The 13381-nt window shown below is 52.9% G+C and carries 11 protein-coding genes; 10 read left to right on the plus strand and 1 reads right to left on the minus strand.

The annotated features are described in order from the left end of the window. Window positions 1-113: 113 nt before the first annotated feature. The 3 genes from spoVG (at window position 114) to C2I18_RS12250 (ending at window position 3017) form a co-directional block, all read left to right on the plus strand. Entirely contained in the window at window positions 114-401 is a 288-nt protein-coding gene (spoVG, locus tag C2I18_RS12240) for a septation regulator SpoVG (protein ID WP_020425826.1), read from the plus strand. Between the two features lie 169 nt (window positions 402-570). After that, window positions 571-1971 (plus strand): bifunctional UDP-N-acetylglucosamine diphosphorylase/glucosamine-1-phosphate N-acetyltransferase GlmU, encoded by a 1401-nt coding sequence (gene glmU / locus C2I18_RS12245; RefSeq protein ID WP_275100979.1) that lies wholly within the window; start codon window positions 571-573, stop codon window positions 1969-1971. A 92-nt stretch (window positions 1972-2063) separates the two neighbouring features. Continuing rightward, the gene (locus C2I18_RS12250; protein WP_249901445.1) at window positions 2064-3017 is read left to right on the plus strand and encodes a ribose-phosphate diphosphokinase; all 954 of its coding nucleotides are present in this window, start codon (window positions 2064-2066) and stop codon (window positions 3015-3017) included. 127 nt (window positions 3018-3144) lie between these two features. Here the strand turns inward: C2I18_RS12250 and C2I18_RS12255 are convergent, their stop codons facing one another. Then, window positions 3145-3345 carry a hypothetical protein gene (locus C2I18_RS12255; RefSeq protein WP_249901446.1) on the minus strand — a complete coding sequence of 67 codons (201 nt, stop codon included), beginning with the start codon at window positions 3343-3345 and terminating at the stop codon, window positions 3145-3147. Between the two features lie 101 nt (window positions 3346-3446). Here C2I18_RS12255 and pth point away from each other — a divergent pair, with 101 nt between their 5' ends. The 7 genes from pth to yabN all read left to right on the plus strand — a co-directional run bounded on the left by pth (window position 3447) and on the right by yabN (window position 13216). Further along, entirely contained in the window at window positions 3447-4007 is a 561-nt protein-coding gene (pth, locus tag C2I18_RS12260; protein WP_249901447.1) for an aminoacyl-tRNA hydrolase, read from the plus strand. Window positions 4008-4078: 71 nt separating this feature from the next. Then, a complete protein-coding gene (fin, locus tag C2I18_RS12265; protein WP_249901448.1) occupies window positions 4079-4309 on the plus strand; it encodes an anti-sigma-F factor Fin in 231 nt (76 codons plus the stop codon). Window positions 4310-4443: 134 nt separating this feature from the next. Continuing rightward, window positions 4444-7968 (plus strand): transcription-repair coupling factor, encoded by a 3525-nt coding sequence (gene mfd / locus C2I18_RS12270; protein WP_249901449.1) that lies wholly within the window; start codon window positions 4444-4446, stop codon window positions 7966-7968. After that, complete coding sequence (locus C2I18_RS12275) at window positions 7955-9049, plus strand: peptidylprolyl isomerase (protein WP_249901450.1); 1095 nt, start codon at window positions 7955-7957, stop codon at window positions 9047-9049. The genes mfd and C2I18_RS12275 overlap by 14 nt, the downstream gene beginning before the upstream one ends. Window positions 9050-9280: 231 nt before the next feature. Beyond that, a complete protein-coding gene (gene spoVT / locus C2I18_RS12280; protein ID WP_249901451.1) occupies window positions 9281-9823 on the plus strand; it encodes a stage V sporulation protein T in 543 nt (180 codons plus the stop codon). A gap of 154 nt (window positions 9824-9977) precedes the next feature. Next, the gene (locus C2I18_RS12285; RefSeq protein ID WP_249901452.1) at window positions 9978-11645 is read left to right on the plus strand and encodes a putative polysaccharide biosynthesis protein; all 1668 of its coding nucleotides are present in this window, start codon (window positions 9978-9980) and stop codon (window positions 11643-11645) included. Between the two features lie 71 nt (window positions 11646-11716). Continuing rightward, a complete protein-coding gene (gene yabN, locus C2I18_RS12290) occupies window positions 11717-13216 on the plus strand; it encodes a bifunctional methyltransferase/pyrophosphohydrolase YabN (protein WP_249901453.1) in 1500 nt (499 codons plus the stop codon). The last annotated feature ends 165 nt before the right edge of the window (window positions 13217-13381 follow it).

The following is a 13381-nucleotide window of genomic DNA, read 5'->3' on the forward strand; positions in this document are numbered from 1 at the left end:
GCAAAAATAATCTTCTTCAGCAGTCATTATTTGGAATCAAAAAGAAGGATTTCGCCTTGCAGTGTGGAATTATACACCAAGCTCTTGAAAGGAAAAAGGTGGTGAACACACACATGCAAATTACGGATGTCAGACTCCGCCGCGTTAACTCTGAGGGGAGAATGAAGGCAATCGCATCCATTACCATCGATAACGAGTTTGTTGTTCATGACATTCGCGTCATCGACGGTAACAACGGGATGTTCGTTGCTATGCCCAGCAAGCGTACACCGGACGGTGAATTCCGCGATATCGCACACCCGATCTCTTCGGGCACACGCGAGAAGATTCAATCTGCGGTTCTGGCCGAGTATGACCGCGCTGCTACTGAGGAAGAAGAAGTCATTGAAGAGGGAGCTTAAGCACTGATGCTTACTCTGAGCTTCAACTGCCCGTTTCGGGCGGTGTAAGGCCAAGCCGTTTTTATTGGGGTTCGAAGAAAAGGGAACCATGCCTGCATGGTTCTCTTTTCTTTTTGCCCGGAATGAGATATATTCAGTAGTGAACTCAAGAAGTGGGAGGTTGGCATTCTTGAAAAGAATGGCTGTTGTACTTGCTGCAGGTCAGGGCAAGCGCATGAAATCTAAATTATACAAAGTGCTGCACCCCGTCTGCGGCAAGCCGATGGTAGGGCACGTAGTTGATACAGTAAAAGCGACCGGATGCCAGCGTACGGTTGTCGTTGTCGGACACGGCGCAGAGAAAGTCAAAGCTTATATAGGCCAGGATGCTGAATATGTTCTGCAGGAAACCCAGCTGGGAACCGGTCATGCTGTCAAGCAGGCCAAGGATCTTCTCGGCGGTGAACAAGGTACAACCATAGTCATTTGCGGGGATACACCGCTGGTTACAACCGAAACACTGGAAGGAATTATGGCGCTTCATGAGGAGAAATCTGCTGCGGCAACGATTTTGACTGCTGTGATGGAGCAGCCGGCAGGTTATGGACGGATTATCCGCGGAGAAGACGGCAGCGTGCTGAAGATTGTGGAACAGAAGGACTGCACCACTGAAGAGGCCGCTGTTAACGAGATTAATACAGGCACCTATTGTTTTGATAACGCGAAGCTGTTCGCGGCGCTGGAGAAGGTAACCAACACCAATAACCAGCAGGAATACTACTTAACCGATGTAATCGGCATACTCCGGGCACAGGGGGATATCGTTCTGGGATATCAGGCTCATGATGCTGCGGAGTCAATTGGCGTTAATGACCGTCTTGCCCTGTCGGAAGCGGAACAACTAATGCGTCAGCGGATCAACAGAAATCATATGCTGAACGGGGTAACTTTTATTGACCCGGCCTCTACTTATATCGGTGCTGACGTTATCATTGGCGCGGATACTGTTCTTTATCCGGGAGTCACACTCAAAGGCAAAACTGTCATCGGAGAAGATTGCGCAATTGGACCTGCCAGTGAAATCGAAGACTGTGTAATCATGGACGGTGCCTCAGTGAAGCACTCCGTGCTGTGTCAGGCAGAGGTTGGCGCACGGACTAGTGTCGGTCCTTTTGCTTACCTGCGTCCGGGGGCTTCCCTGGGTGAAGACGTCAAGGTCGGAGACTTCGTGGAGATCAAGAATGCCACGATCGGCAACGGCTCCAAGGTATCCCATTTGAGTTATATCGGTGATGCAGAGGTCGGAACGAATGTAAATATTGGCTGCGGTGCAATTACCGCTAACTATGACGGGTATAATAAAGCTAAGACAACGATTGAGGATGATGCCTTTATCGGCAGCAATGTTAACCTGATCGCCCCGGTTACAGTGGGCAAGGGCGCATTTGTTGTTGCAGGATCAACAATCACGCGCTCTGTTCCGGAGAATGATCTCGCCGTTGCCAGAGTCAGACAGGAGAACAAGACGGGATATGCCGAGAAAGTGCGCGCCCGTGCCAAAGCAAAGAAGGAACAGTCTGGTCAATCGTAAAAGGCCAATGCTATAGCGCCGGCCGTAAGCGGATGATGCTTGCGGGCGGCGCTGCTTGGAAGCTAAATTCCGTCACGGAGGGTTTATATTTTATGACTTATTGTGATTCCAAACTCAAAATTTTTACCTGTAACTCCAATCCTAAGCTGGCCAGTCAAATCGCCGATTATATCGGAATTCCGATGGGCGAATCACACACCACCAGCTTCAGTGACGGTGAAATCCAGGTCAAGCTCTCGGAGAGTGTCCGGGGCTGCCACGTCTACATTGTACAATCCACCTGCGGTCCGGTTAATGACAACCTGATGGAACTGCTGGTTATGGTAGACGCGCTAAAGCGTGCTTCCGCTAAGAGCATTAATGTGGTTATCCCTTATTACGGTTATGCGCGGCAGGACCGCAAGGCGCGTTCACGCGATCCGATTACGGCCAAGCTGGTAGCCAACCTGATTGAAAAAGCAGGGGCTCACCGTGTAATTACAATGGACCTTCATGCGATGCAGATCCAAGGCTTTTTCGATATTCCGGTCGATCATCTGCTCGGGGTTCCGATTCTTGCCCAGTACTTCCGCTCCAAGCAAATTGAGAATCCGGTAGTTGTATCTCCGGACCACGGCGGTGTAGTACGGGCCAGAAAGCTGGCTGATTTCCTGAATGCTCCACTGGCGATTATCGACAAACGCCGTCCGGAGCCGAACGTCAGTGAGGTTATGAACATTATCGGGAACATCGAAGGCAAAACAGCGATTCTGATCGATGACATCATCGATACAGCGGGAACAATTGTACTTGGCGCCAATGCCCTGATGGAAGGCGGCGTGAAGGAAGTCTATGCCTGCTGTACCCACCCGGTATTGTCCGGTCCTGCACATGAACGTCTGGAGAACTCTCCGATCAAAGAAATCATCGTGACGGATACTATTCCAATCCGCAGCAGCAATCCGACGTCGAAGCTTAAAGTGCTGTCCGTGGCCCCGCTTATGGGCGAAGCCATTATCCGTGTACACGAGGAGCTGTCAATCAGCAAACTGTTCGAAATCGAATAAACTGTCTATGATGTCCTAATGTGATGTTATAACAGCTTGTTTTTGTATCAAAAAGGGTTACACCTCCGGTGAACGGAAGATGTAACCCTTGTCGGCGTGATGCCGGCTGAAGCTTGGCCTCCAGCCGCTAGTACCCCGGACGGGAGACAAAAGTGAACAAACTGCGGTTATAAAGCGTGCCCTGCAGTTCAACAAAGCCTTCATCCGCCGCTGTCACTATGCCGATGGCAACGTGCTCACCTTCCCTGTAAATCTGTACAGGCACAGCGAACTGGATATGGTACTGGAAATGGCGCTGAAGTGTTAAGATGTCACCCGGATGCAGCATCGTTCATCACCTGTCTTTGGAGTATAAACCTGATAGAACCCATTGTACCAAAAACAGAACTCTTCTGCTTAAGAGAACGAAGGGAAAGGATAAGCCTCATCATGAAATGGATTGTTGGACTCGGAAATCCCGGACCGCAGTACGCCAAGACCAGGCATAACGTCGGCTTTATGGCGCTTGACGAGCTGGCGGCAAGAAACGGGATTACCTTTAACCAGAATAAATGCAAGTCGGTCATCGGTGAGGGTGTCATCGGCGGCGTCAAAACCGTACTGATCAAGCCCATGACTTATATGAACCTGTCCGGTGAAGCGGTCCGCGCATATATGGAATACTATAAAGTGAATCTTGAGGATTTGATTGTCGTTTATGATGACCTGGATACCGAGATCGGCAAGATCCGGCTGCGTTACCAGGGAAGTGCAGGCGGGCATAACGGGATCAAGTCGATCATCCAGCATACAGGCACGCAAAGCTTTAACCGTGTGCGGATGGGGATATCCCGTCCGGAGCCGGGTTTCGCCATTGTGGATTATGTACTCTCCACCTTCCCCAAGAAGGAAGGAGAACTGCTTAAATCCATGATCCTCGATACCTGTGATGCTCTGGAGTACAGCCTGCAGCATACCTTTGAGCAGACGATGGCCAAATTTAACGGCTAAGGCTTTACAGGCTAAATACGTCCGGTGCAGGGCATACTGAACGGTATATACTACCTTCAGGAGGCATATAGATGGCAATACACTATGTATGCAGGCACTGCCGGACATTTTTGGGAAGCATCAATAGAAGCAGTATAACGGAAGCGCAGCTTGGACTGCATTCCTTGACTCCTGCGGAGCGCAGAGATATCATAGCGTATGATTCAGATGGCGAGATAACGGTAAAGGTTACTTGTGACTACTGCAAGGAAGCCTTGGAGAACAACCCGGAGCTCAGCTTACTGGCCAGTCCGCTTCAGTAAGGTGGAAGCGCCTGTCTCTATCGTCATCCGCAAGCCTTGGCTTTATCGCTGAGGCTTGTTTTCGATTCTAATCATAATAGGTGGCGGTGTTCCCAGGATCACCGTCATCCTGTTTAGTAAAAGAGGTGTCTTAAGTGTTACAAGGTCTTATAGAAGCTTTTTCCAAAGATCCGGATTTTCAGTCTATCACCCGCGGGATTGCTGCAGGAATGAAGGAGCAGCTTGTATCGGGTCTGTCCGGTTCAGCAAGACAAATTATGCTGGCGGCACTGCATAACGACACGGAGCGTCCGCTGCTCATCGTGACTCATAATATGTTCTCGGCGCAGAAAATGGCCGAAGATTTGCAGGAAGCGCTTTCCCCTGACCGTGTTCTGCTGTACCCTGCCAATGAGCTGGTGGCTGCAGAGGCCGCGGTATCCAGCCCCGAGACGCTGGCCCAGCGCATTGATGTACTGACAAGATGCGCCCAGGGCTTCCGGGGAGTGGTTGTTGTCCCGTACTCCGGCGTCCGCCGGCTGCTGCCGTCGCCGCATGTAATGGCAGAGGCACAGGTTACAGTCACTCAAGACGGAACCCTGTCTCTGGATGAATTCCTGATGTCCATGATTGAGATGGGCTATGAACGGGTGGAGCGGGTGGAAAACCGCGGAGAGCTGAGTGTAAGGGGCGGTATCGTCGATTTTTATCCGATGACCTCCTCCCTTGCTTACCGTGTGGAGCTGTTCGACGATGAAGTGGATTCCATCCGGACCTTTGATCCGGCGGACCAGCGTTCCATTGATAAGGTGCGCAGTGTAAAAATCACTCCGGCCAAAGAGATTATTGCCGACCAGTCGCGTCTAGACTCCGCTGCATCGGAGGCGGCGGCCATGCTGGAGCGCCAGCTGGAGAAAATGACTGACCGCCAGGCAAAGCTGCGCTTGCGTGAGGAAATCGGGCGTGAGCTGGAAATGCTGCGGGAGGGAACCTATTTTCCGGAAAACTATAAATATATCAGTCTCTTATATCCGGAACGTTCGCACTTATATGATTACATGGCAGAGGATACGCTGCTGGTGCTGGATGAGCCGGCAAGACTGCTTGAGACAGCCAGACAGCTGGAACGGGACGAGTCGGAATGGAATCTGCATCTCCTGCAGAACGGCAAAAATCTGCCTGACCTGCATCTTTCAGTAGATAATGATGTAGTGATGTATAAGCGTCCGTTCCAGAGTCTGTTTATGTCGATCTTCCTCCGCCAGGTTCCGCATATCCAGCCGCAGAATATCCTCAGCTTTATCAGCCGGGGAATGCAGGATTTTCATGGCCAGATGAATGTGCTGAAATCGGAGATGGAGCGCTGGCATAAATCCGGTGTGCAGGTGATGATGCTTGCCGGAAGCGAGGAGCGGATCGAGCGGGTCCGCCGGGTGCTGTATGACTACGGTATTGAGGAGCCGACTATTGTTCAGGGCAATCTCGGCTCCGGCTTTGAGCTGCCTTCCATCCATCTGGCTGTGATCACGGAGGGGGAGATGTTCTCCCAGAAGCAGCGCAAGGCACGCAAGGTTTCCAAGGGAATCGACAACGCGGAGCGGATTAAAAGCTATACGGAGCTGAAAATCGGCGATTATGTCGTTCACCAGAATCACGGGATCGGCAAATATATGGGAATCGGCACACTTGAAGTTAGCGGTATTCACCGTGACTATATGCATATCCTGTATGCCGGAGGCGACAAGCTCTCTGTACCGATTGACCAGATCGATCTGATCCAGAAATATGTCGGTTCGGAAGATAAAGAACCTAAGGTGTATAAGCTTGGCGGAAACGAATGGGCGAGAGTGACCAACAAAGTCCGCTCTTCCGTCCAGGATATCGCTGATGATCTGATTAAGTTATATGCCGAACGGCAAAGCGCCCTCGGTTACGGCTTTGAGAAGGACACGGAGGAGCAGCGTGAATTTGAAGAGATGTTCCCGTATGATGAGACACGTGACCAGCTGCGTGCGATCGAGGAGATCAAGAAGGACATGGAACAGAACCGGCCGATGGACCGGCTGCTGTGCGGGGACGTAGGCTACGGCAAGACCGAAGTGGCCATCCGGGCTGCATTCAAGGCGGCTATAGAGGGCAAGCAGGTGGCTGTACTTGTTCCGACGACTATTTTGGCCCAGCAGCACTATGAGACCTTCCGTGAACGGTTCGCTAATTATCCGCTGAACATTCAGGTGCTCAGCCGTTTCCGCAGCCGCAAAGAACAGAACGAAACCATTAAAGGCGTCCGTCAGGGCACCGTTGATGTGGTGATTGGTACACACCGGCTGCTCTCACAAGACATGGTCTTCAAAGATCTTGGCCTGCTTATTGTCGATGAAGAACAGCGTTTTGGTGTGACACATAAGGAAAAGCTCAAGAAGCTGAAGACGAATGTCGATGTTCTGACACTTACAGCAACACCGATTCCGCGGACGCTGCATATGTCCATGCTCGGCGTCCGTGATTTGTCAGTTATTGAGACTCCGCCGGAGAACCGCTTTCCCGTACAGACGTATGTGGTGGAGCACAGCCAGACGCTTACACGTGAAGCGGTGGAGCGGGAGCTGGCCCGCGGAGGCCAGGTCTATTACCTCTACAACCGTGTACAGGGCATTCAGGAAATGGCTGCACAGATCTCCATGCTTGTCCCTGAGGCGAGAGTCGGCATCGGCCATGGCCAAATGTCAGAGGCGGAGCTGGAGAAGACGATCCTTGACTTCCTTGACGGTGAATATGATGTGCTTGTCAGCACAAGCATTATAGAGACCGGAGTAGATATTCCAAACGTTAATACCCTTATTGTGCATGATGCCGATAAAATGGGATTGTCCCAGCTCTATCAGCTGCGCGGACGTGTCGGCCGTTCCAACCGGATCGCCTATGCTTATTTTACCTACCAGAGGGACAAGGTGCTGACAGAGGTGGCTGAGAAGCGCCTGCAGTCAATCAAAGAGTTCACAGAGCTGGGCTCAGGCTTCAAGATCGCCATGCGCGACCTTTCCATCCGCGGAGCGGGGAATCTGCTCGGTGCCGAGCAGCACGGGTTCATTGCTTCCGTCGGCTTTGATCTGTACTCGCAAATGCTGGCCGAAGAAATCCGCAAACGCAAGGTTACTGTACTGGGTGAAGAGGATACTTCGCTGAAGCAGGGCAATACGGTGATTGATCTGTCGATTGATGCCTATCTTCCGTCCGAGTATATTTACGACAGCATCCAGAAGATTGAAATCTACAAGAAGGTTGCGGCAGTATCTGCTTTTGAGGATACGGCAGAGCTTGAGGATGAGCTGCTTGACCGTTTCGGGGAGTTGCCTGAGGCTGTAGTCAATCTGTTATCTGTTGCCCGCCTGAAAGTATACGGCAAGCTCTATGGACTGGAATCGATAGTCAGACGCGGCGATGAGGTGCTGCTGAACTTCCATGAAGGCAGCACGAACGCCTTTGATACGGCAAAACTCGCTAAAGTTGGAAATAGCTTTGAAAGACGTGTACAATTTGATAAAGATGCTAAAGCAAGCATCCGCATTAAATCTAAAGATCTCAGTGACAAGCAGCTGCTTGATCTGCTGGAGCAGTTTTTGGCTGCGGCCAGACAGTCTTTAAAATCGAAGGGAGAACTACACAATGTCATCAAATAAATCAAAGTCCTGGAAAGTGCTGCTGGTCTCGCTGGCAGCGGCAATTTCCTTTTCTATGCTTTCGGCCTGCAGCAGTAATAACAACAATACTGAAGCTGCCGAAGATAATAGCACAGCTATTGCCACCTACAAGGGAGGCACCATCACCGAGCAGGAGTTCGATGCGGATACCCGCGTAATGAAATTCCTCTCCCCGCAGCAGGCACAATACCTGGAAATTGATGCGTTCAAAGAGTCGATTCTGAAGCAGGAGGTTGCTTTTGAATATCTGGCCGGCCAGGCAACGGATGAAGCAAAGGAGCAGGCGGAGAAGGAAGCCGAAGCTCAGGTCAGCGATTTGAAGACCGGTTTTGGCGACGCTTATGAGAGCGAGCTGGAGAAGCAGAATCTGACCGAAGCCGATGTTAAAGCTTATATGGTGCGCGTGCTGACCGTCTATCAGGACATGCTGCTCAAAGTGACTGATGATGAAGTGTCCAAGGAATTTGAAGCAACCAAAGGGGACTTTACTGTAGCTACGCTGCGTCATATATTGATCGGCCTGACAGATCCCGAAGGCAAGGAGCGTGCTGATGAAGATGCGCTGAAGCTCGCCAATGAAGTTAAGGCCAAGCTGGACGGCGGAGCGGATTTTGCTGAGGTAGCCAAAGAGTACACAGAAGATACAGCCTCCAAAGAAGCGGGCGGACAGATCAAGGACAGAGAGCTGGGCGACTTTGTAGAAGAATTCAAAGCAGCTGCACAGACGCTTCCGCTGAACACCGTCAGCGAACCCATCAAAACAACCTACGGATACCACGTCCTGTTGGTGGAGTCCCGTACGGAAACAACGTTTGATAAGCTGACCGACGAGCAGAAGGAAAAAATCAAGGGATCGCTCGCTTCCCAGAGCCTTGAGTCTTTCCTGGAGAATGATCTTGAAAGCCTCGACATCAAAATCAATCTGCCTCAAAGCTCCCCTGCAGCAGAGGAATCCGGAACAGCCGGTACAGAAACAGAGCCTACCGCTGCTCCAAGCGCTGAAGCAACAGATGCACCAGCAGCAACAGATGCCCCTGCTGCAACGGAAGCAGCTGAATAATCAAATAATTACGGACAAGCCATCCTGACGCTTCGTAGCGAGGGATGGCTTTTTTGATTGATGACTGCCTTGATTTTCCGGTATTTTGTTGATGAATGGCAGATGGATGTATAAGGAACTGGGAAGCGATGAATACTATGGGCAGATATTACGATAATCACTGGGATTATCCTTCCCATAATGACAGTAGTTGGAACCATTACTTCTTAAGAAAGCGGGGCAACATGTGAAATGAAAGCTACTGGTATTGTTCGCCGTATTGACGACCTCGGCCGAGTTGTTATCCCTAAAGAAATTAGACGCACGCTGCGTATTCGTGAGGGGGACCCGCTGGAGATTTTTGTCGACCGTGACGGTGAAGTCATCTTGAAAAAGTATTCGCCGATTGGTGAGCTGGGTGACTTCGCCAAGGAGTACGCAGAATCACTGTATGAAGGCACAGGGCATATCACAATGATCACTGACAGAGACAGCTTCATTACCCTTGCCGGAGGCTCGAAAAAGGATTACCTGGAGAAACCGGTAGGCCAGCTGCTGGAGAAGGTGATGGAAGGCCGCAAGACTGTGCTGGAAACAAACAGCGGCGGCTATGACATCAGCAAGGATCATACAGAGCAGCTGTCGAGCTATGTAGCAGCTCCGATCATCTCCAGCGGTGACCCGATCGGCTGTGTAGTACTGCTTAACAAGGATGATTCGGTAAAAATGTCGCAGCTGGAAATTAAAATGGCTGAAACCGCCGCCGCCTTCCTGGGCAAGCAGATGGAGCAATAACAGCATTGGTGCCTGAAGACCCCGCTTTCCTTTAAGCTATTCAAAGGGAGAGACGGGGTTTTGTGGTTTTTAGGGTATGGGGAAAGGGGAGCATGCGTTATAATATAGAAATTCATCCTATTATAGCAGTTAAGGCTGTAGAAGCAGGTATATTATGAAATCGAGCAAGCAAGGCTCCAGATTGCTGCAGGGTGCGTTTATTCTTAGCGCAGCAGCAATTATTTCCAAGCTGATCGGCACGCTCCAGAAAATCCCGCTGCAAAATCTGGGCGGAGATGCCGTATTCGGTATTTATAACACTGTAAATCCGCTGTATACGATGCTCATAACGGTTGCGATGCTGGGCCTGCCGGCGGCAATATCGAAATTTGTAGCCGAGGCTTCGGCAGGCAGAGATGAGGAAGCGGGCCGGCGTATTCTCCGGCTGTCCGCAATGCTGACCGCCATGAGCGGTATAATCATCGGGATATTGACCTATTTCGGTGCCCCGGTGATCGCAGCATGGGTAGGCAACTCTCAGGTCATCCCGGCACTGCGCCTCAGCGCCTGGGGATTGGCCATAGTTCCGCTGATGTCGGCACTGCGCGGTTATTTCCAGGGACTGCATAACATGGTGCCTACAGCCGTGTCACAGGTTATTGAGCAGTCTGTCCGTGTCTTTGTGATGATTGCACTGCTGCTGTATATGACGGACAGAGGCGCAGATGCAGCGAGCATTGCCGCCGGTGCGATGCTCGGCTCTGCCGGAGGCGGGGCAGCGGGGCTCATTGTTATGCTGGTCTTCTTGCGGCGGCACCGTTTACGCGGAAGCTTAGAAGCCGCTCCGCAGATTCCGTCAGCTTCTGAATCGGCGGAAGTCCAGCTTGCAGCAGGCATTGCAGGACAACAAGGCGGATTCAATGTACGCAGACTGCTGGCCTACGGGCTGCCGGTTATGCTCGGGGCGCTGGCCGTGCCGCTTATCGGCCTGGTCGATGTCTTTACCGTGCCGCGCCTGCTGTCGGAAAGGGCGGGCGAAGCGGAGGCGATGGCCCAGTTCGGGATTTATAACCGGGGCCTGCCGCTGGTTCAAATCGTAACCATGCTGGCAACCTCGCTGTCCGTGGTGTTCATCCCTGCCCTTGCAGAAGCGAAATTCCGCGGGGACCACCCGCTGATCCGGACCCGCTGCAGCCTGTCGCTGCGCTGGTTCTGGCTGCTGGGCCTGGCCGCTTCCGTAGGCCTGGCTGTTCTTGCAGAGCCGGTCAATGTGGCTCTGTACGGCGATGCTGCAGGCAGCAGCACGATGGCCTGGCTGGCCTTTACCGCCGCCGGCGGTACGGTCAGCATCATCTCTGCCGCGCTGCTGCAGGGGCTTGGCGCCGTGCGCGCGCCGGCGCTGCACCTGATGGCCGCCGCTGCGCTGAAGGCGGCCCTGAACCTGCTGCTCGTGCCGCAGCAGGGCATTACCGGCGCAGCCATCGCCAGCGTGGCTGCGCACCTGTTCGCAGCAGCGCTGAACGTGCTGCTGCTGCACCGGCAGGGCCATCTGCGGCTGCGCTTCGCAGATGCCCTGCTGAAGCCCGCGGCGCTGCTCGCGGGCCTGGGGCTTGGCGCCGTGCTGGTAAGCTTCGGCGCCGGCGCAGTGATGGAGGCCGCCGGGATTGGCGGCGGCCGGGCGGCAGCCCTGGTAGAGACCCTGCTGGGGGTGCTGGCGGGCTGCCTGGTTTTTGCCGCAGGGGCGATAGGCCTGCGGCTGCTCAGCGAAAGCGAACTGCGGCAGCTGCCAGGCTTCGGCCCTAAGCTTGCCGACAAGCTGAAGAAGCTGCGCCTGTTCCCTTAAGGCGAATCGCAGACTGGACTGCTGCAGCAGCGGCAGGACCGGAGACAGTATAAAGGAGTGGAATAATAAGCATGGGTGCTATATTAACTGTTGTCGGCCTCGGCTCGGGAAATCCCGACAGGCTGACGCTCGGTATCATTAAGAAGCTGAAGGGTGCATCGGCGGTGTATGTAAGGACCGCAGAACATCCGGTCATGGCAGCTTTGTCGGAACTTGGAATTGCCTCGCAATCCTTTGACAGCCTGTATGAGTCACTGTCTTCTTTCCCGGAGGTATATGAAGCGATCACCTCCAGACTGATTGAGGAGGCGGGCTCCGCGCCGGACGGTACGGAAATTGTCTATGCGGTTCCGGGTCACCCGATGGTGGCGGAATCGGCAGTTTCCCTGCTGCGGGAGCGCTGCCCCGGCACAGGGATCGAACTGCAGATTCTTGGCGGGGAGAGCTTTCTGGATGAAGCCTTTGTCCGTCTTGGCTTTGACCCGATTGAAGGCTTTCAGCTGCTTGATGCTTCCGGCATCCGCAGCTCCCAGCTTCAGCCGGAGCTGCATACGCTGATCGGACAGGTCTATGACAGCTTCACTGCTTCGGAGACCAAGCTCTGCCTGATGGAGCTGTATCCGCCTGAATATGAGGTCATTGTGGGACATGCCCTGGGGGTGGAAGGCGAAGAGAGCATCATCCGTGTCCCGCTGTATGAGCTGGACCGCCTGGAGGGTTACGGGAACCTGTCGCTCGTATATGTCCCGGCAAACCGTGCAGACAGTGCCCGCAAGCGCACCTTCGCCCGGCTGCATGAAATTGTTGATATTCTGCGCAGCCCGGAAGGCTGTCCCTGGGACCGGGAGCAGACTCATGAATCGCTGCGCAAGAACCTGATTGAAGAGACCTATGAGGTGCTGGAGACGATTGACGAGGACGATCCAGACCATATGAAGGAAGAGCTTGGCGACCTGCTGCTGCAGATTATGCTGCACTCCCAGATGGAAGAGGAGCTCGGGACATTTAACGTCTACGACGTGATTGAAGGCCTCAATGACAAGCTGATCTTCCGCCATCCGCATGTGTTCGGTGACAAGAATGCTGAGGATGCCGAGGAGGCGCTGCAGAACTGGGAAGGGATGAAAGCAGAGGAGAAGCGGCGCAAGGGCGTTAAGCCAGAAGCTGAATCTGCACTGAGCGGAGTGCCCCGCGATCTGCCGGCGCTGATGAAGGCGTACAAGCTGCAGAAAAAAGCCTCCAAGGTAGGCTTCGACTGGGATAACACCGGGGATGTGCTGGCCAAGATCCGTGAAGAGGTGGATGAGCTGCAGGAGGCCATTGAAACCGGGGCACCGGCCGAAGAGCAAATGCTGGAGCTTGGCGATCTGCTGTTCGCGGCAACGAATGCTGCCCGTTTTATTGGAGCGGACCCGGAAGAAGCACTGACACGCACCAACCGTAAATTCGTATCGCGTTTCCAATACATCGAGCAGCGTCTGCTTAGTGAAGGAAAAAGCGTGAAGACTAGCAGCCTTGAAGAGATGGAGCAGCTGTGGCAGGAGGCGAAGGCTGAGGAGCGTAAGGCCTAAACCCCAGCTCTATCTTTTCCTTCTATGATAGGAACTGGTATAGGCAGCGCAGCTTACGGCAATGCTGTGAATGGAGTATAGGCCTCTGATTTAAAACATAATGAGAGGTTTATATGGTAATAGGCACGAATGCCGCTTATTTCAGACACCGTTATTTGGGATAGA

Source organism: Paenibacillus sp. PK3_47 (genome assembly GCF_023520895.1).
Lineage (GTDB): Bacteria > Bacillota > Bacilli > Paenibacillales > Paenibacillaceae > Paenibacillus_AQ.